15 protein-coding genes are annotated in these 18,300 nt (G+C 65.7%); 14 read left to right on the top strand and 1 reads right to left on the bottom strand.

Translation table 11 applies throughout. The features are described from left to right. Positions 1 to 118: 118 nt before the first annotated feature. The 4 genes from PS060_RS00180 to PS060_RS00165 are packed head-to-tail and all read left to right on the top strand — an operon-like array spanning position 119 to position 4,294. Entirely contained in the window at positions 119 to 862 is a 744-nt protein-coding gene (locus tag PS060_RS00180) for an aspartate/glutamate racemase family protein (protein ID WP_273984722.1), read from the top strand. Continuing rightward, positions 862 to 1,296: a nuclear transport factor 2 family protein gene (locus PS060_RS00175; protein ID WP_273984721.1), complete on the top strand. Its 435-nt coding sequence runs from the start codon at positions 862 to 864 to the stop codon at positions 1,294 to 1,296. The genes PS060_RS00180 and PS060_RS00175 overlap by 1 nt, the downstream gene beginning before the upstream one ends. Next, positions 1,296 to 1,706, top strand: coding sequence for a nuclear transport factor 2 family protein (locus tag PS060_RS00170; RefSeq protein WP_273984720.1), 411 nt, complete (start codon positions 1,296 to 1,298; stop codon positions 1,704 to 1,706). Before PS060_RS00175 ends, PS060_RS00170 begins: the two co-directional genes overlap by 1 nt. Before the next feature lie 50 nt (positions 1,707 to 1,756). Further along, the gene (locus tag PS060_RS00165; protein WP_273984719.1) at positions 1,757 to 4,294 is read left to right on the top strand and encodes a TonB-dependent receptor; all 2,538 of its coding nucleotides are present in this window, start codon (positions 1,757 to 1,759) and stop codon (positions 4,292 to 4,294) included. Between the two features lie 106 nt (positions 4,295 to 4,400). Here the strand turns inward: PS060_RS00165 and PS060_RS00160 are convergent, their stop codons facing one another. Next, positions 4,401 to 5,381: a Vgb family protein gene (locus PS060_RS00160; RefSeq protein WP_273984718.1), complete on the bottom strand. Its 981-nt coding sequence runs from the start codon at positions 5,379 to 5,381 to the stop codon at positions 4,401 to 4,403. A gap of 175 nt (positions 5,382 to 5,556) precedes the next feature. Here PS060_RS00160 and PS060_RS00155 point away from each other — a divergent pair, with 175 nt between their 5' ends. The 10 genes from PS060_RS00155 (at position 5,557) to PS060_RS00110 (ending at position 18,203) form a co-directional block, all read left to right on the top strand. After that, positions 5,557 to 6,642 carry a putative urea ABC transporter substrate-binding protein gene (locus tag PS060_RS00155; RefSeq protein WP_273984717.1) on the top strand — a complete coding sequence of 362 codons (1,086 nt, stop codon included), beginning with the start codon at positions 5,557 to 5,559 and terminating at the stop codon, positions 6,640 to 6,642. A gap of 271 nt (positions 6,643 to 6,913) precedes the next feature. Beyond that, positions 6,914 to 7,729, top strand: a complete 816-nt coding sequence (locus tag PS060_RS00150) for an ABC transporter permease (protein WP_273984716.1) — start codon at positions 6,914 to 6,916, stop codon at positions 7,727 to 7,729. A 3-nt stretch (positions 7,730 to 7,732) separates the two neighbouring features. Further along, positions 7,733 to 8,509 carry an ABC transporter ATP-binding protein gene (locus PS060_RS00145; protein WP_273984715.1) on the top strand — a complete coding sequence of 259 codons (777 nt, stop codon included), beginning with the start codon at positions 7,733 to 7,735 and terminating at the stop codon, positions 8,507 to 8,509. Between the two features lie 12 nt (positions 8,510 to 8,521). Next, a complete protein-coding gene (locus PS060_RS00140; RefSeq protein ID WP_273984714.1) occupies positions 8,522 to 8,998 on the top strand; it encodes a CopG family ribbon-helix-helix protein in 477 nt (158 codons plus the stop codon). Further along, entirely contained in the window at positions 8,995 to 9,816 is an 822-nt protein-coding gene (locus PS060_RS00135) for an urea amidolyase associated protein UAAP1 (RefSeq protein WP_273984713.1), read from the top strand. Before PS060_RS00140 ends, PS060_RS00135 begins: the two co-directional genes overlap by 4 nt. Before the next feature lie 23 nt (positions 9,817 to 9,839). Next, on the top strand, positions 9,840 to 10,478 hold the full coding sequence (locus tag PS060_RS00130; RefSeq protein WP_273984712.1) for an urea amidolyase associated protein UAAP2: 639 nt from the start codon (positions 9,840 to 9,842) through the stop codon (positions 10,476 to 10,478). Beyond that, positions 10,475 to 14,056, top strand: coding sequence for an urea carboxylase (uca, locus tag PS060_RS00125; RefSeq protein ID WP_273984711.1), 3,582 nt, complete (start codon positions 10,475 to 10,477; stop codon positions 14,054 to 14,056). The genes PS060_RS00130 and uca overlap by 4 nt, the downstream gene beginning before the upstream one ends. Further along, positions 14,053 to 15,819 (top strand): allophanate hydrolase, encoded by a 1,767-nt coding sequence (gene atzF / locus PS060_RS00120; RefSeq protein ID WP_273984710.1) that lies wholly within the window; start codon positions 14,053 to 14,055, stop codon positions 15,817 to 15,819. The genes uca and atzF overlap by 4 nt, the downstream gene beginning before the upstream one ends. A 4-nt stretch (positions 15,820 to 15,823) precedes the next feature. Next, a complete protein-coding gene (locus PS060_RS00115; RefSeq protein WP_273984709.1) occupies positions 15,824 to 17,302 on the top strand; it encodes an ATP-binding response regulator in 1,479 nt (492 codons plus the stop codon). Continuing rightward, the gene (locus tag PS060_RS00110; RefSeq protein WP_273984708.1) at positions 17,292 to 18,203 is read left to right on the top strand and encodes a response regulator; all 912 of its coding nucleotides are present in this window, start codon (positions 17,292 to 17,294) and stop codon (positions 18,201 to 18,203) included. Before PS060_RS00115 ends, PS060_RS00110 begins: the two co-directional genes overlap by 11 nt. Positions 18,204 to 18,300: the final 97 nt, after the last annotated feature.

The following is an 18,300-nucleotide window of genomic DNA, read 5'->3' as shown; positions in this document are numbered from 1 at the left end:
AGCCTGTGCGGTGAGAAAAACACACTTCCTCCGCACTTAGCACAGCATTTGTGCAAAGTGCTTGACGGCGGCGTTTTGTATACAATAACGACGCACGCACTGGCAACAGGGGAATGCCGTGAAGCGTATCAAGGTCATTGTGCCGATCGCGATGGATGAAGCAGGCGTGGCCAACCGCGCCCAGCAGCTTCCGGCCGATTTCGTGCGTCCCGGCTTCGCGCCAACCTTCGAGGCCGTGCGCTGGGGCGCGGCGCTGGGTGATTCCTATCACGATACCCTGCTGATGGACTGGACGGTGTTCCAGGCCGGGATCACAGCCGAAGAAGAGGGCTATGCCGGGGTGCTGATCGACACGGTCAGCGATTCTGGTCTGTGGCCGCTGCGCTCGGCGCTTGCCATTCCGGTGGTCGGGCCGGGCGAGGCGAGCTTTGCTGCCGCCATGATGCTCGGCAAGAAGTTCAGCGTCATCACCATGTGGCCGCAGTGGTTCCCGCTCTATGAAAAGGTCTTGAACCAGCACGGCTGGGAGCACCGCTGCGCCTCGGTGCGCTCGATCGACACCCGCCCCGATGTCACCGAACTGCTCGAAGGCAAGGAGGAGGTCGTCTTCGCCAAGCTCAAGGCCGAAGCGATGCGCGCGATCGAGGAGGACGGCGCGGATGTGATCGTGCTCGGCTCGACGACGATGCACCAGTCCGCCGCCTACCTCCAATCCGAACTGCCGGTGCCGGTGCTGAACCCCGGACAGGTCGCCTACAAGCAATTGGAAACGCTGATTGAACTGGGTCTGACCCATTCCAAGACCGCTTTCCCCGCACCCGAAGTGCCGATGCACGCCAACATCCGAAAGGGCTGGTACTGATGAGCGAAAGCTGGACTGAGGGCGGCCCCGGCCAGACGCCGCTGCCCTATCCCTTCTACGTCGATATCGTCACCAAGCGTTACTTCGACGGGGTCGACAACAAGGTGATGGATCAGGTGCTCGATTGCTTCACTCCCGATGCGATCCTGACCGAAGTGACCAGCAACACCGTCCACAAGGGCCGCGAGGCGATCCGGGCGATGTTCGTCAAGCTCTTCGCCGATTTCGAGAGCATCTGGCACGGCAATTTCGTCCACACCGCCGACCCGCAAACCAACGCGGTCTGCTCGCAGTTCACCGTGCTGATCACGCCCAACGGGGGTGAGGAGCTGCGGTATGAAAACTGCAACCGCTTCTACCTCAAGGACCGGCTGTTTCACCGGGTCTATGTCTATATGTCGGGTGACAACCTGCTGAAGGAGGGCGAGGCCTGATGCAGTATGAACCCACCCTGTCGCGCGCCGATCTCGTCGACTTCGCGCTGAACAAGTACTTCGCCCGCGTCGATGCCAAGGACCTGGAAGCCGCGCTCGATTGCTTCCACGATACCGCGCTGTTCTGCGTCCAGACCGCCTTTACCCGCCACAGCGGCAAGGCCGAGATCCGCCGGATGTTCGAGGATTTCTTCGCGGCCTACGAAACCATCATCCACCGCGATTTCACCTGCACCGTGGACGAGGCCAATGGGCGGATCACCGCCTGCTTCACCGCCGAACTGCACGACCATGAGGGCGGCATCACGCTGCTCTACAACACCAATTTCTGGCGTTTCCGGCCCGGCCCGGAAGGCCCGAAGTTCCAGGAAGTCTATGTCTACATGAGCGGGGCCAACCCGCTCGTCTGATCCCCAGTTCCCATCTCTCACCTCTCGATCCCAAACAGGAGAGCCGCCTTATGAATATCCGTCTGGTTCTTGCCTCTGGCGCGGCTCTTGGCGCCATTGCCATGTCCTCGCCCGCGCTTGCGCAAGATGTCGCATCCGCCGATCCGGTGGCCGAGGAGGAGGAAGGCGCGATCATCGTCACCGCCCGCCGCCAGTCGGAAACGCTGGCCGATGTGCCCGCCGCGGTCACGGTGTTCACCGCCGAGGCGCTGGCCAAGACCGGGGTGCAGCGCGCGGATGACTTCATCCAGCTCACCCCCGGCGTCACCATCGTCACCGGCACCGCCGAGGCGGGCGACACCCAGATCAACATTCGCGGCATCAACGGCGCGCGCGATGCGGAAAGCTCGGTTGCGCTGGTGGTCGACGGCATCCTCAAGACCAACACCGCGCAGCTGAACCAGAACCAGGGCACGCTGCGGCAGGTCGAAATCCTGAAGGGCCCGCAAGGCGCGCTCTATGGCCGCAACGCGGCAGCCGGCGCGATCGTGCTCCAGACCCTGAAGCCCGGCGACAGCCTTGAAGGCGGGGTGCTGGTGCGCGCGGCGCAGGACAACACCTATCTCGGCAATGCTTACATCTCGACCCCGATCGGCGAGACGGCAGGGCTGGTGCTGTCGGCCAATTACTCGACCACCGACGGCTTCTTCCGCAACCGGTTCCTGAACAATTCCAAGACCATCGACGATCAGGAAGTGTTCGGCCTCGATGCGCGGCTAGTGATGGAAGTCGGCCCCAATACCGAAATCGACGTGAAGGCCCGCTATGCCGACCTGAAGGGCGCCTCGATCAACTTCAACGCCGCCTTCCACCTGCCCAACTTCGCTGCGGTCGATCCGGCCTTCTTCGAGGATGTGAACGAGCATCCCTTCGGCTTCTATTCGAACATCCGCCCCACCAACGACCAGACCACCTTCGAGGCATCGGCCAAGGTCGAGCATGAATGGGATGCGATCTCGCTGACCGCATGGCTGCTTTACAGCGATGTCGACCAGTCGCTGACGGCGGACGGCACCTCGGCCGACTTCGCGCGCTTCACCTTCCCGGGCGCGACACCGGCCTCGGTCGCGGCGGCCAATGCCTGCGCGGCGTCGACCACGGCGCTCGCCGGCTTCCCGCTCAATGCGCCGACCTTCATCGGCACCAGCCCGATCCCGTTCATCTTCAACCCGGCGACCGGATCGACCTTCGGCCCCTATAGCCCGACCACCTGCGACGGCACCCAGTTCCAGATCCGCCAGCAGGAAGACATCAGCGGCGAAATCCGCCTGGCCTCCAACGGCGACGGGCCGGTGAACTGGCAGCTGGGCGCCTACTACCTCCACATCAACCGCGAAGTCGGCGTCAGCCTTGGCGCGGACCTGGGGCAGGGGGTGCTGCGTCAGCTCTACAACGCGCCGGGCACCAGCAACCCGACGACCCAGCTCTACCACGATGCCTTCACCACCGATGTCTATGCGCTGTTCGGCGCGGTCGATGCCGACCTGTCGGATCGCTTCAACATCAGCGTGGCCGGCCGTTACGACATCGAAGACCGCAATGTGGCGAGCCTTGTGCCCGCCGTGCGCGATCCGATCACCGGCGGGCCGATCAACCCGGGTCAGACCGTGGTGGCCGGCAACGTCCAGCCGATCGCGCCGCAATCGGCGAGCTTCAAGCAGTTCCAGCCCAAGATCTCGCTGCGCTATGAGCTGACGCCTGACGTCAACCTCTACGGCAACTGGGGCATCGGCTTCAAATCGGGCGGGTTCAACAACCAGGGCTCGGCCGCGATTGTCGATCAGGCGTTCAACCAGTTCATCGGCACAAATGTCGACATCGACGATCAGTACCGCAAGGAAGTCTCGAGCGCCTTCGAAGCCGGGATCAAGGGCACGCTTGGCGATGGCCTCGTCACCTTCGACCTTGCTGGCTATTACACCAATATCGAGGATATGCAGTTCTTCGAGTTCTTCGTCGGCGGCTTCGGCCTGCTGCGCGTCGTCTCGAACATTGACGAGGTCGAGGTTTACGGCGCGGAGCTCAACCTGTCGGTCGAGCCGGTCAAGGGCTGGACGCTGTTCGGCTCGGCCAACGTCACCGAAAGCGAGATCATCGAAAACGCCTCGCGCCCGGTGACGGTCGGCAACAAGTCGCCCTATACCGCCGACTACACCATCAACCTCGGCACCCAGATCGATCTGCCGGTGAGCGACAGCGTCAACTTCGTCACCCGCGCGGATTACCGCATCACAGGGCCGACGTGGTTCCACACCCTGCAGGACGATACCAACCCGACCCTGTTCAGCGGGCTGCTGCCGGGTTCGGCGCTGGCGCTGCCGGCGGTGGTGGGCGATGCGGACTATTCGGTCTCGCAGCGTGATACCTTTGCCGTGATGGATCTGCGCGTCGGTCTGGAGGGCGATAACTGGTCGCTCACCGCCTATGCCGAAAACCTGTTCAACGAGAAGTATCTGAACGAGGTGATCACCGCGGTCGAATTCGGCGGGTCGTTCATCTCGCCCGGCGGGCGTCAGCGCTTCGGGGTGGAGCTGGGTTACAAGTTCTGAGGCAAGTTTCTGGCGTCATCCGGCCCTTCGGGGATCGCACGGACCGTCAGGAGGGAAGCGCGCGGGGTTCTGCGACCCGCCCCGCGCGCTTTTCCTTTGTCTGGTGTCAGGGCGCAGGCGTTGGCGGAGCGGCAGGTGCGCTCCACCAGCTCAATGTCTGGTTGTCGTGGGCCGATGTCCACACGCCTTTGGGCGTCCAGCGCAGCGCGCCGCTGCCCACGGCTGCCCCCATGCGCGCGCGGATCGTGAGGCGCGCCGGGTCGATCACCACCATCGTCTGATCATCGGTCGTGCGCAGCCACACCGCGCCGCCCGCCGCGTCGATATCGCCCCATTTGAGATTATCGCCGACCTTGATGCGGCCCAGAACCGTCAGCGCGGCCGGATCGACCTTGGCGACCGTGCCATCGCCCTGTTCCTGCACCCACACCGCGCCTTCGCCTGCCGCAAGAAAGCCGGGGGTGTCACCCAGCGCGGTCGTATCGGTGACAGCCGTGCTGGCCGGGTCGATCTTCTGGAGCAGCTTGCCTTCGGAACTGACCGCCCACAGCGCATCGAAGCCATAGGCCAGATACCAGGTCTCGGGCGCCACGGTGACGGTGGCGGTGACGGCGTTGGTGGCCGGGTCGATCCGCGCGACCTTGCCTGCCGCATCGGACGGCACCCACACCGCGTCCGCGCCTGCGACCACGTTGGTCTCGCCCTTGGGGTTGGCAAGGCCGGTGGCGATCTTGGCCTCGACCTGCGCGGTGGCGAGGTTGATCCGCCACACCTCGCCGCCCTTGCAATTGGCGACCCACAGCGATCCCGCCGCAATCGCCATCGTGCCGCAGGGGCGCGGGACAGGCGTTTCGGCGAGCTTTCCGGCGGGGCTCCATTTCTCCACCCGCCCGTCATTCGTCACCCACACCGCATCGCCATCGACCGCGAGGAAATCGGCAAAGCCGGGCACTTTCAGCGCGGTCTCGACCAGATCGGGCTTGGGGCCGACGGCATCATCGGGCGGCGGGCTGCCTTTCGCGCAGGCACTCGCCGCGAGCGAGGCGGCGATGATCGTGGCGAGCGGGCGAGGGGCTTTGTCGGTCATGGGTGTCGGCCTCCATGCAAGGGCAGGGGAGAGAGACACGCCCGGAAGACGGGGCGCAAATCCTGCCATCATGGAACCAATTTCACCCATATTACTTTTCTAATCAATCGTAATAATTCCCCATGGACAAACCCGCGATTTGCGCGGATGCTGCGACTGCGAAAGGAACCGAATCATGCTCCATCTGCTTCGCCGCGCGGCCCGTTTTCTGCTCATTGCCTGCGCGCTTGCAGTGACGGCCTGTTCGGGGGGTGAGGAGGAGCCTGCCGCGCCCAAGACCGAGTTCAATATCGGCTGGTCGATCTATGCCGGATGGATGCCCTGGCCCTATGCCGAGCAGGCCGGGATCGTGAAGAAGTGGGGCGACAAATACGGCATCACGATCAAGTTCGTGCAGGTCAACGACTATGTCGAGAGCGTGAACCAGTACACCGCAGGCAAGCTTGACGGGGTGACGGTGGCGAACATGGATGCGCTGACCATCCCGGCGGCCGGCGGCAAGGACACCAGCGCGATCATCCTTGGCGACTATTCCAACGGCAATGATGCGGTGCTGCTGAAGGGCGCGGACAGCGTGGCGGCGATCAAGGGGCGGCAGGTCTATCTCGCCGAGCTGTCGGTGTCGCACTACCTGCTCGCCCGTGCGCTCGAGAAGAACGGGCTGAAGCTGACCGATGTGAAGACGGTCAACACCTCCGATGCCGATATTTCCGCCGCCTATGCCGCGCCCGATGTGACGGCGGCGGTGGCGTGGAACCCGCAGGTGACCACGATGAAGGGCGTCGCTGGCACCAAGGCGGTGTTCACCTCGGCCGATATTCCGGGCGAGATCCTCGACCTGATGGTGGTCGATACCAAGGTGCTGGCCGCCAATCCCAATCTGGGCAAGGCGCTCGCCGGGATCTGGTATGAAACCATGGCGCTGATGGCGAAGCAGGACGCGGAGGGCGCGGCTGCCCGCGCCGCGATGGCCAAGCTCGCGGGCACCGATGCCGCGGCCTTCGAGGGGCAGCTGGCGACGACCTTCCTCTACACCGATCCCAAGGCGGCGGTGGCGGCGATGGCTTCGGCCGACCTCATCACAACCATGACCCGCGTGCGCGACTTCTCCTTCGCGCAAGGGCTGTTCGGGCAGGGCGCGCAATCGGCGGACGCGGTGGGCATGAGCTTCCCGGGCGGCAAGACGCTGGGGGACGCGAACGCGATCACCCTGCGGTTTGACGACACCTATATGAAGCTCGCCGCGGACGGGAAACTCTAGAGCCTGTCCGGCTGGGGTGGAAGCATTGGCACGGAGCCGTTTTTGGCCCAGCGCAAGGAGCGAGGAGGGAGCCATGTTCTTGCATAGTGACCGACGAGAGACGCGGCGATGGGCCAAAAACGGCCCGCCCCTCCGGGGTCGCCTCAGGAAGCCCGCTGGCTGCGTCGCGGCCCTTGCAGGGGCAACCAAGCCCCTGCTGCGCACCACTCCTGTCCAGCGGGCTTGCTGAGGCGATGCGAATGTTTCCACCCCGGCCGGGCAGGCTCTCCTGATGCGCTGGGTCACGGCACAGCCGACCCGCAGGGCTACGCTGCTCTTGGGCGCGCTGCCGCTCCTGGTGCTGGCGCTGGCCTATATTGTCGCGGCGGCTGCGCGCCATGCCGATAACGCCGCCGACAAGATCCTGCCGCTCCCCGGCGCGATGGCCGCAGCGATGGCCGGGCTGCTGTTCGAGCCCGATCCGCTTTCGGGCCAATACCTGTTCTGGGCCGATACCATCGCCAGCCTTGGGCGGCTGGGTCTGGGTCTGGGCATCGCTACCGCCTCAACGCTGCTGGTGGGCGTTCTTGTCGGGTCTTTGCCGCCGCTTCGCGCGTTTTTGGGGCCGCTTGTCACCGCCATCGCCGTGATCCCGCCGATTGCGGTCCTGCCGATCCTGTTCATCGTCTTCGGCCTTGGCGAGGTTGCGAAGGTGGCGCTGATCGTGGTCGGGGTGGCGCCCTTCATGGTTCGCGACGTGGCCGGCCACATCGCCGCGCTGCCGCGAGAGCAGGTGGTCAAGGCTTTGACTTTAGGCGCGAATTCATGGGGCGTGGTGCTGCGCGTCACGCTGCCGCAAGCGCTGCCGCGGCTGCTGGAGGGCTTGCGATTGTCGCTTGGCCCGGCCTGGGTGTTCCTGATCTCGGCCGAGGCGATCGCGGCGGATGTGGGGCTGGGCTACCGCATCTTCCTCGTGCGCCGCTATCTCGCGATGGACGTGATCATTCCCTACGTCGCCTGGATCGCTCTGCTGGCGGTTGTGCTTGATTTTGCGCTCGTTTTTGCCAGCCGCCGGTTGTTCGGCTGGGCGCATCTCGGAGCGCGCTGAGCCATGTTGAGCCTCCGGAACATCTGGGTCGAATATGGCGAGAAGGTCGTCCTCGAACGCATTTCCCTCGACATCTCAGAGGGTTCCTTCGTCTCGATCATCGGGCCTTCGGGGGCGGGCAAGAGCAGCCTCTTGCGCGTGATCCTCGGGCAGGAGCGCCCTACACGCGGGACGATCACGCTCGACGGGGCGCCCCTGCCGCGCGAATGCGGGCCAGATCGCGGGGTCGTGTTCCAGCGCTATTCGGTGTTTCCGCATTTAACTGTGCTGGGTAACGTCTTGCTGGGATTGGAGTTTTCTGCTTCTCCCCTCACGACGCGCCTGTTCGGCAGCGCGCGCCGGGCGGCGGTCGCCGAGGCCGAGGCGATGCTGGGACAGGTCGGGCTGGCCGATGCCCGCGACCTCTACCCGGCACAGATGTCGGGCGGGATGCAGCAACGCCTCGCAATCGCCCAGGCCCTGATCAAGCGCCCGCGCATCCTGCTCCTCGACGAGCCTTTCGGCGCGCTCGATCCCGGCATCAGGGGCGATATGCACGCGCTCATCACCCGGCTGTGGCGCGAGCATGGGCTGACCATCATCATGGTGACACACGACATCAAGGAGGCCTTCGCGCTCGGTACGCGGGTGCTCACGCTCGACAAGCGCCGCCACGATCCGCACGCGCCGCAGCGCTACGGCGCAGGGGTGATCTACGACCTGGCGCTGACCCGCAAGCGGGCTCCGGAACCGGCCGAGGATGCACCCAGTATTACGATTGACACGAAAGTTAATACCTGAAATGGTCGGCCAATGAGTTCTCCCGAGCCCTCCCGCCTTGCACGCCTCAGCATGAGCCTGCCGGCCGAGCTGTTCCGCCAGCTCGACATGATGGTGGACGAACGCGGGCTGCCGTCGCGCTCGCAGCTGATTGCCGAACTGATCCGCCACGCGCTCGCCGAGCATGAGGCGCTGACCCGGCCGGACGAGACGCTCGCCGGAACGGTGACCATCGTCTATGCTGGAGGCGGTGGCAGGGTTCGCCAGCAACTTGCTGAAACACAGGTAGATTATCTCAAGGAGGTGATCTCCTCGCAGCACGTCTTCCTTGAGGAGGATCAGTCGCTCGAAGTGCTGCTGGTTCAGGGGCCGGCGGTGCGGCTGAAGCAGCTGTGCGATGCCTTGCGCGCGATCCGGGGCGTCCAGCAATTGCAGCTGGTCACGACCACCGCGCTGCTCCCGCCGCTGCACGAACAGGATGCTCCGCCCGCAAAGGAGGCCGCCGAATGAGCTGCACGGCAGATCCCAAGTCGGCCCGCGAACACGCCCGCGCGCAGGGCAATATCCGCGTCGAAACCATGCCGATCCTCCCGCCCGTTGCCGACGATCTGCCCGAGGGTGTCGCGCCTGACGATCTGGTGTGGGAAGAGACCGTTGCGCCGGGCGGATACACATCGCGCCGGATCGCGCGCGGCACGCGTCTCAGGCTGATCGACAAGGGCGGCGATGCCTGCGCCAGCCTCAACATCTTCAACGCCGAAATGCCGACCGAGCGGCTGAACGTTGCCGATACGGTCAAGGTGCAGTGGAACGCCTATCTGGGCGCAGGCAAGCTGCTCTTGTCCGACATGGGCCGGGTTCTGATGGCCATTCTTGAGGATGGGGCGGAGACTCATGATACCTTCTGCGGTGTCTCAAACGCTGCCTCTAACACACGGAAATACAGAGAGGGCCGTAATTCGGGCGCCTATCCCAACGGGCGTGATCGGCTGATCCTTGGTGCGGCCAAGCACGGGTTGACGCGGCGCGATGTCCATCCTTGCGTCAACCTATTCAAGGGCACCCGGATCGCAGCTGACGGCAGCATCACCCCGGTGATCGGCCCCTTCGCGCCGGGCCGCACCGTGCTGCTGCGCGCCGAGATGGAGGTGATCGTGGTGATCGCCAACTGCCCCCACGTCCTCGACCCTCGCGCCGAATACGCTTCGACCCCGTTGCGGATCACCGCATGGCGCGGGCCGGTGACGCCTGACGATGATCCTGTGCGCAATGCCACGCCAGAAGGGCAGCGCGCCTACCTCAATACCGAGGATAACTACCGCCGCTAACTCTCTCGTAATCAAGGCATAACATGACCAGCGATCCGGCCCTCTCCGGCCTCACCGGCTCTATCATCCACGACACAATCGTGCCCGCCCGTGCGCCGTGGCTGCATCATGTCGCCAAGGGCGAGGTGCTGCGGATCGTCGATCTGGAGGGCAATCAAGCGGTCGATTTCCTGATCTATTCCACCGCCGACGATGCCGAACGCTACTCCGCACAGGACACGGTCGCCGCACAGGGCAACCTGTTCCTGCGCACCGGCAGCGTGCTGCTGTCGAACGAGGGCAATGCGATGATGACCATCGTCGACTCCGCGGTCGAATATCACGATACAATCGGCGGGGCGTGCTCCTGTGAAAGCAACACCTTGCGCTACGGACATCACACGAGACATCAACACGCCTGTGTCGACAACTTCCTCGAGGCGAACCTCACCGAGGGGCGGGGCAAGCGCGACATCGTCTCCAACATCAACTTCTTCATGAACGTGCCTGTCGAGGAAGACGGAACCCTCGGGATCGTCGACGGGATTTCGGCGCCCGGCCTCACCGTCGATCTCAGGGCGGAGATGGACGTGATCGTGGTCGTCTCCAACTGCCCGCAGATCAACAACCCCTGCAACGGCTTCAACCCCACCCCGGTGCGGATGATCGTGGCGGCCGGATGAGCTTCGACACCATCCTCATCGCCAACCGGGGCGCGATCGCGACGCGGATCATCCGCACCGCGCGGGCGATGGGGCTCAAGACGGTGGCGGTCTATTCCGACGCCGACGCCGGCTCGCTCCATGTCAGCGCAGCGGATCAGGCGGTCTGCATCGGGCCGGGACCAGCGGCAGGGTCCTATCTGAATGTTGCAGCGATCCTTGCCGCCGCCAGGGCGACGGGGGCGGGCGCAATCCACCCCGGCTACGGTTTCCTCGCCGAGAATGCCGACTTCGCGGAAGGCTGCGCCGCAGCGGGCATCGCCTTCATCGGCCCGACGCCGGACAATATCCGCACCTTCGGCCTCAAGCACTCCGCCCGCGCGCTGGCCGCAGCGCACGGCCTCCCGCTCGCGCCGGGCACCGGGCTTTTGACCGGCGCGGACGAGGCGGCGGAAGCGGCAGCGCAGATCGGCTATCCCGTCATCCTCAAGGCGACCGCTGGCGGCGGCGGCATCGGGATGCGCATCTGCGAGAACGAGGCTCAGGTGCGCGAGGGCTTTGCTGCCGTCGTGCGGCAAGGCGAGGCGAGCTTCGGTGACGCGGGGGTGTTCCTTGAACGCTATGTCGCCCGCGCGCGGCATCTTGAGGTGCAGATCTTCGGCGATGGCACGGGCCGGGTGATGGCGCTGGGCGAGCGCGATTGCTCCCTGCAGCGTCGCAACCAGAAGGTGGTCGAAGAAGCCCCGGCACCCTGCCTCTCCGATACCACGCGGGCCGAGTTGATTGCCGCCGCCGTCAGGCTCGGCGAGGCGGCGCAATACCTCTCGGCGGGCACCGTCGAGTTCCTCTACGATGCGAGCCGCGAGGATTTCTTCTTCCTCGAGATGAACACCCGGCTTCAGGTGGAACACGGCGTCACCGAGGAGGTGACGGGTATTGATCTGGTGGAGTGGATGATCCGCGGCGCGGCGGGCGATTTCGCCATGCTTGATGCCCCCGCGCCGGTCACACAGGGGCATAGCGTGCAGGTGCGGCTCTATGCCGAAGACCCGGCGATGGACTATCGCCCGACCACCGGCACGCTCACCAACGTCCAGTTCCCCACCGACATCCGCGCCGAGACCTGGGTGATGGCGGGCAGCGAGGTCAGCGCCTTCTACGATCCGATGCTGGCCAAGCTCATCACGCGCGCAGAGACCCGCGAGGCGGCCATCGCCAAGATGCAGGCCGCGCTCGATGCCTCGCGGATTGACGGGATCGAGACCAACCTGCGCTGGCTGCGCGAGGTCGTGCGTGCGCCGGGCTTCACCAGCGGCGCGGTTTCGACACGGATGCTCGACGCGGTCGCCTACCACCGCCGCGCGATCCGGGTGATCGCGGGGGGCACGGCCAGCTCGGTGCAGGACTGGCCCGGACGGCTTGGCCTGTGGAACGTCGGCGTTCCCCCGAGCGGGCCGATGGATGACAAGAGCTTCCGGCTCGGCAATCTCATCCTCGGCAATCCCGAAGGCATGGCCGGGATCGAGATTACCGCCAGCGGCCCGACTCTGCTGTTCGAGGCACCGGCCAGAATCTGCCTCACCGGAGCCGAATTCGGCGCGACGATTGACGGTGCGCCAGCCCCGCGCGGCGAGGCGCTCGATGTCGCCGCCGGGCAGTCCCTCGCGATGGGCCGCGCGAGCGGCGGGGGGATGCGCGGCTACATCCTGATCGCAGGCGGGCTTGATGTGGTGCCCTATCTGGGGTCAGCGGCGACCTTCGCGCTCGGCCAGTTCGGCGGTCCTGCCGCGCGCGCGTTGGTGGCGGGCGATGTGCTGCATCTGGGGTCGGGCACGGTCGGCGAGGGGGTGGCAGCAAGCCTGCCTAAGCTGGGCCGGACATGGGAGCTGCGGGTGCTCTATGGCCCTCACGGCGCGCCCGATTTCTTCACGCCTGCCGATATCGACGCTTTCCTCGCGGCCGAATGGCAGGTGCATTACAACTCCAACCGCACCGGTGTGCGCCTTGTCGGCCCCAAGCCCGAATGGGCACGGCGCGACGGGGGCGAGGCGGGGCTGCATCCCTCGAACATCCACGACAATCCCTATGCGATCGGTGCGGTCGACTTCACCGGGGATATGCCGATCATCCTCGGGCCGGACGGGCCGTCGCTCGGGGGGTTCGTCTGCCCCTTCACGGTGATCGCGGCGGATCTGTGGAAGGTCGGCCAACTCGCGCCCGATGACCGCTTGCGCTTTGTGCCTGTCGGAATTGACGCGGCGATGGCAGCCGCGCGGGCAGGGGTGTGCCAGCACGATGATGCGGCTGCGCAGCCCGCCCCGGAGCTGCGTGCGGTGCTGGCTGAACTGCCTGAACAGGGCGCACGGCCCAAGACCACCTACCGCCAGCAGGGGGATCGCAACATCCTCGTCGAATACGGGCCGATCGTGCTCGACATCGAGCTGCGGATCCGCATCCACGCGCTGATGCAAGCGCTTGAAGCGATGGCACTGCCCGGCGTGATCGACATCACCCCCGGCATCCGCTCGCTGCAATTGCATTTCGACGGCGAACTGCTCGATCAGGCCGGTGCGCTCGCGGCGCTGATGGGGTGCGAGGAGGCGATGGGCGATCTGGCCGACTTCGAGGCACCCTCGCGCATCGTCCACCTGCCCTTGAGCTGGCGCGATCCGGCGACGCAGGAGACCATCGACAAATACATCGCCGCAGTGCGCGACGATGCGCCGTGGTGCCCGGACAACATCGAATTCATCCGCCGCATCAACGGCTTGGCGGACGTGCAGGCGGTCGAGGATTTGATCTTCGATGCGAGCTACCTGGTTCTAGGCTTGGGGGACGTCTATCTGGGTGCTCCGGTGGCGACCCCGGTCGATCCGCGCCACCGCCTGGTCACCACCAAATACAACCCCGCGCGCACCTGGACCCCGCCCAATGTGGTGGGGATCGGCGGGGCCTATATGTGCATCTATGGCATGGAAGGGCCGGGCGGTTACCAGCTGTTCGGGCGCACCATTCAGGTGTGGAACACGCACCGGCAAACAGACGCCTTCACGCAGGGCAAGCCTTGGCTGCTGCGGTTCTTCGACCAGATCCGCTTCTTCCCCGTCAGCGCGGAGGAACTGGCCGATTGGCGGCGCGATTTTCCTCATGGACGGCGGTCGATCCGGATCGAGGAGACGACCTTCCGCCTCGCCGATTACCGCGCCTTTCTCGCGGATAATGCGGCCAGCATCGCCGCCTTCGAAGCAACCCGTCAGGCCGCCTTCGATGCTGAACGCGCCGCGTGGGAAGCCAGCGGCGAGTTCGACCGGGTCAGCGCGCTGCTCGGCGCGGACAGCGGCGCCGGCGATGCAGCGGCCATCGAGGTGCCCGAAGGCGCGGATCTCATCGAAGCGCCCTTTGGCGGCTCCTTGTGGAAGCTGCTCGTCGGCCCCGGCGACAGCGTGACCGAGGGCGAGGTCATCGCGGTGATCGAGGCGATGAAGATGGAATGTCCATTCGAGGCGCCAGCCACTGGCACGGTGGAGGCGGTCTATATCGCGCAAGGCCAGTCGGTTTCCCCCGGCGCGCCGATGCTGGCGCTGCGGAGGGAGGCATGAGCGGCCTGACCCGTCAGAGCGCCGGTGCGATTGCGCAGGCTGTCAGTTGCGGCGCAGCCAGCGCGCTGGCGGTGATGGAGGAGACGCTCGCGCGGCTGGCCGCCTACGACGCGCATCAGCCACAGGTTTGGATTGCGCGCGCTGATCCGGCGGCCTTGCGCAAGGCGGCGGCGGCTATCGACGCGCGGATTGCAGCAGGTGAGCACCTGCCGCTTGCGGGTGTTCCTTTCGCGGCCAAGGACAATATCGATGTCGCCGGGTTGGAGACGACCGCTGCCTGCCCGGCCTTTGCCTATCAGCCCGAGCGCTCGGCCACCGTGATCGAGCGGCTGAAGGCGGCGGGTGCGATTTGCGTGGGCAAGACCAATCTCGATCAATTCGCGACCGGGCTGGTGGGCACCCGCAGCCCCTATGGCATCCCTCGCAACGCCTATAACCGCGATTATGTCAGCGGCGGATCGAGCTCGGGCAGCGCGGTGGCGGTCGCGGCGGGGCTGGTGGCCTTTGCGCTGGGCACGGATACGGCGGGGTCGGGGCGGGTGCCAGCGGCGTTCAATCATCTGGTGGGGCTGAAACCGACCAAGGGCCGGTGGAGCACGCAAGGGCTGGTTCCGGCCTGCCGCTCGCTCGATTGCATCACGGTGTTTGCCGACCGGCTTGAGGATGCAGCTCTGGTCGATGGCGTGCTGGCGGGCTTCGATGCGCAGGATGCCTGGTCGCGTCCGACTGCCAATATTCCGCTTGGGGGCAGGCGCATCGGTGTGCCGCGCCGCGACCAGCGGCAGTTCTTCGGCGATGTCGAAGCCGAGTATCTGTACGAAGGCGCGCTTGCCGCGCTGGCGCAGGATTACGAGATCGTCGCGATCGACATCGATCCGCTGCTCGAAGCGGCGCAACTGCTCTATGGCGGCCCTTGGGTGGCCGAACGCACCGCGGCCATCGCATCGCTGCTCGAGAGCAATCCGCTCGCGATCGACCCGGTGGTGCGCGAGGTGATCGCGCCGGGCCGAACGATGCTGGCGACCGAGCTGTGGAACGGGATCTATCGTCTGGCCGAACTGACGCGGGTCGCCGAGGCGATGTGGGACGCGGTCGATGCGCTCGCCTTCCCGACTACCGGCACGAGCTACCGGGTGGCCGAACTGCTGGAAGCGCCGATCGCGCTCAACAGCAATCTCGGTCGCTACACCAACTTCGTCAATCTGTTGGATATGGCCGCGGTTGCCGTGCCCGCCGGGGCGAAATCCAACAACACGGGCTTCGGCATCACCTTCATCGGCCCGGCCCATAGCGACAAAGCCCTGATCGCGCTCGCGGGTGCCTATCTGACCTCAGCCGCCTTGCCGCCCCCGCCACCGCTTGACCTTGGAGAGCACATGGACACCGTCAAACTCGCCGTCGTTGGCGCCCACCTCGAAGGGATGCCGCTGCACTGGCAGCTGACCAGCCGCAACGCGACCTTTGTGGGAGCGTTCGAGACCGCGCCCACCTACCGGCTCTATGCCATGGCCGATTCCGTGCCGCCCAAGCCCGCGCTGGTGCACGCCGAAGACGGCGCGGCCATCGCGCTGGAGGTCTATGAGCTCGACATGGCGAGCTTCGGCAGCTTCGTGGCCGAGGTTCCCCCACCACTCGCGATCGGCACGGTCACGCTTGCCGATGGTTCGAGCGTCAAGGGCTTCGTCGCCGAACCGCGCGCGCTGGCCGGTGCCGAGGACATCACCCACCTCGGCGGCTGGCGCGCCTATATCGCGTCGCGGTGAACCAATGGCGGGGCGGATCATCGACTGGCTGCGCAGCGGGGGCAGCGAGCCTGCCTCGGCTGATGCGGAGCTGATCGCGCGCTTGACCGCTGCCGAGGCGGCCAACGAGGCCAAGACCCGCTTCCTCGCCAGTGTCAGCCACGAGATCCGCTCGCCGCTCAATGCGATCTACGGCTATGCCCAGCTGATCGAACGCGGCGAGGGCAAGGACGCGCTCGCCGCTGCCCGCGTGATCCGCCGCAGCGCTGAACATCTGGCGCATCTGGTCGAAGGGCTGCTCGATATTGCGCAGGTCGAGGGCGGGGCGCTGAAGCTGAACCGCGAGGCGATGCGCTTCCCCGAGTTCCTGCGGCAACTGGTCGACATGATGCAGTTGCAGGCCGAGGCCAAGGGCATCGCTCTCGTGCTCGATCACCCGCCGGGCCTGCCCGAGTTCGTCCATGCCGATCCCAAGCGCCTGCGGCAGGTGCTGATCAACCTCATCGCCAATGCGATCAAGTTCACCGATCACGGGATGGTGACGCTCAAGGTCGAGTATCGCAACCAGCTGGCCACTTTCAGCGTGATCGACACCGGCATCGGCATCGCGCCCGAGGACGCGGCCCGCATCTTTGCTCCCTTCGAGCGCGTCGGTGGTGCCGCAGGAGAGCGCGCGGGCGTCGGGCTCGGGCTCGCCATCACGCAGGCGCTGGTGCACATCATGGGCGGCGAGATCACGCTTGAGAGCACCCCCGGCGCAGGGTCGCGCTTCACCGTGCGGCTGATGCTCTCGCAGCCGCTCACCCCGCCGACCGACCCTGCGCCCGAGGCAGGCGCGGTCACCGGCTATATCGGGCGCGAGCGCTGGATCGTGGTGATCGACGACGACACCGCGCATCTGGCGATGGTGCGCGGCCTGCTCGAACCGCTCGGCTTTCAAGTGCGCACCGCCACGGATGGCGAGACCGGTCTGGCTCTGGCAGCGCAGGTGCAGCCCGATCTGGTGCTGTGCGATGTGGCGCTGGGCGAGGAGTCCGGCTGGGACATTGCCGCACGCCTGCGCCGCCGTCACGGTGCGTTGCTCAAGATCGTCATGCTCTCGGGCGAGGCTCCTGACAGCGCAGCGCGGCGCGACGATGGCCCGGCGAACAACACCTTCGTGATGAAGCCTTTTGACTTTACCGTGCTGCTCGATGTGATTGCGGGCGAGCTCGGGCTCGAATGGTTGCGTGCTGGCAGCGCGGTGCCTCCACCTGCCAGCGCGGATGCCGCCGTGCCAAGCTTTCCGGTCGGCATTGTGCCCGACCTTTCCCGCCACTGTTCCGAGATCGAGCGACTGGTGCGTATCGGTCACGTGCGCGCGATCGAGGCCGAGATCGACGCGCTGGCCGCGCTCGCCCCGGAGACAGCGCCGCTGGCTGACCGAATGCGCGTCACGCTCGACAGCTTCGACTTGAAGGCGCTCGCACAACTTGCCAAGACGGCGGTCTCTCATGCGCGCTAAGGACTGCATCCTAGTCGTCGACGACAGCCCGGAATCGCTGCGGTTCCTGGTCGATACCCTGACGTCCGAAGACATGACCGTGCTGATCGCCCGGAGCGGCGCGGCGAGCCTTGAATTGCTTGCCGAGGTGCAGCCCGATCTGATCCTGATGGATGCCGTGATGCCCGGAATGACGGGGATCGAGACAACGCAGGCGATCAAGCGCAATCCGGCAACGGCGCATATCCCGGTGATCTTCATGACCGGCCTCACCGATCCCGAGCACGTGGTCGCCGCGCTGCAAACCGGCGGGGTCGATTATGTGCGCAAGCCGGTGGTGATCGAGGAACTGCTGGCGCGTATCCGCGTCCACCTCGCCAACGCTCGCACGACCTATCGCTCGCGCCTCGCGCTGGGGCTGGCTGGACGCAGCCTCGTCGCGCTGGATGCCGATGCAGCGCTGGTCTGGTGCACGCCGCAGGCCGAGGCGCTGTTTGTCGAGGTCGACCCAGCCTGGACACCCGAAAGCCGCGCGCTTCCCCTAGCCTTGGTGGGCGCGGCCCAGACCTTGCTGGCGGCCGATCCAGGTCAGCCCGGAGCGGGCCTGCGCGTTTCGGTGGGTGCCTTCGAAATCGATCTTGCACCGGTCGAAAGCGACCGCCCCGGCGAAGCGCTGATCCGGGTCAGCGAAGTGCGTGAGGATGGCAAGATCATCCAGCTCCAGAAGCATGGCGGCCTCACCCGGCGCGAGGCCGAAGTGCTGCTGTGGGTCAGCTATGGCAAGACCAACAAGACAATCAGCGAGATCCTTGGTATAAGCCCGCGCACGGTGAACAAGCACCTTGAACAGGTGTTCCGCAAACTCGGGGTCGAAACCCGCGCAGCGGCGACCGCAATCGCCGTTCGCCACATGACTGACTGATTGGTTTTTTCTCCACATTTCAAGTGCCTCGCATCGGGTCGCAGAACTCTACGTCATTTGCCCACTTCCTCGCGCGCGCGAGGTCGCCATGGCTTTC

The sequence above is a fragment of the Erythrobacter sp. BLCC-B19 genome, from assembly GCF_028621955.1.
GTDB lineage: Bacteria > Pseudomonadota > Alphaproteobacteria > Sphingomonadales > Sphingomonadaceae > Erythrobacter.
Note: the sequence above shows the minus strand (reverse complement) of the source record. Positions and strands in the feature narration are given on the sequence as shown.

Coding starts and splice junctions, on each gene's coding strand:
- PS060_RS00175 (WP_273984721.1), top strand. CDS start 862: ATGAGCGAAAGCTGGACTGAGGGCGGCCCCGGCCAGACGCCGCTGCCC.
- PS060_RS00170 (WP_273984720.1), top strand. CDS start 1,296: ATGCAGTATGAACCCACCCTGTCGCGCGCCGATCTCGTCGACTTCGCG.
- PS060_RS00165 (WP_273984719.1), top strand. CDS start 1,757: ATGAATATCCGTCTGGTTCTTGCCTCTGGCGCGGCTCTTGGCGCCATT.
- PS060_RS00160 (WP_273984718.1), bottom strand. CDS start 5,381: ATGACCGACAAAGCCCCTCGCCCGCTCGCCACGATCATCGCCGCCTCG.
- PS060_RS00155 (WP_273984717.1), top strand. CDS start 5,557: ATGCTCCATCTGCTTCGCCGCGCGGCCCGTTTTCTGCTCATTGCCTGC.
- PS060_RS00150 (WP_273984716.1), top strand. CDS start 6,914: ATGCGCTGGGTCACGGCACAGCCGACCCGCAGGGCTACGCTGCTCTTG.
- PS060_RS00145 (WP_273984715.1), top strand. CDS start 7,733: ATGTTGAGCCTCCGGAACATCTGGGTCGAATATGGCGAGAAGGTCGTC.
- PS060_RS00140 (WP_273984714.1), top strand. CDS start 8,522: ATGAGTTCTCCCGAGCCCTCCCGCCTTGCACGCCTCAGCATGAGCCTG.
- PS060_RS00135 (WP_273984713.1), top strand. CDS start 8,995: ATGAGCTGCACGGCAGATCCCAAGTCGGCCCGCGAACACGCCCGCGCG.
- PS060_RS00130 (WP_273984712.1), top strand. CDS start 9,840: ATGACCAGCGATCCGGCCCTCTCCGGCCTCACCGGCTCTATCATCCAC.
- uca (WP_273984711.1), top strand. CDS start 10,475: ATGAGCTTCGACACCATCCTCATCGCCAACCGGGGCGCGATCGCGACG.
- atzF (WP_273984710.1), top strand. CDS start 14,053: ATGAGCGGCCTGACCCGTCAGAGCGCCGGTGCGATTGCGCAGGCTGTC.
- PS060_RS00115 (WP_273984709.1), top strand. CDS start 15,824: ATGGCGGGGCGGATCATCGACTGGCTGCGCAGCGGGGGCAGCGAGCCT.
- PS060_RS00110 (WP_273984708.1), top strand. CDS start 17,292: ATGCGCGCTAAGGACTGCATCCTAGTCGTCGACGACAGCCCGGAATCG.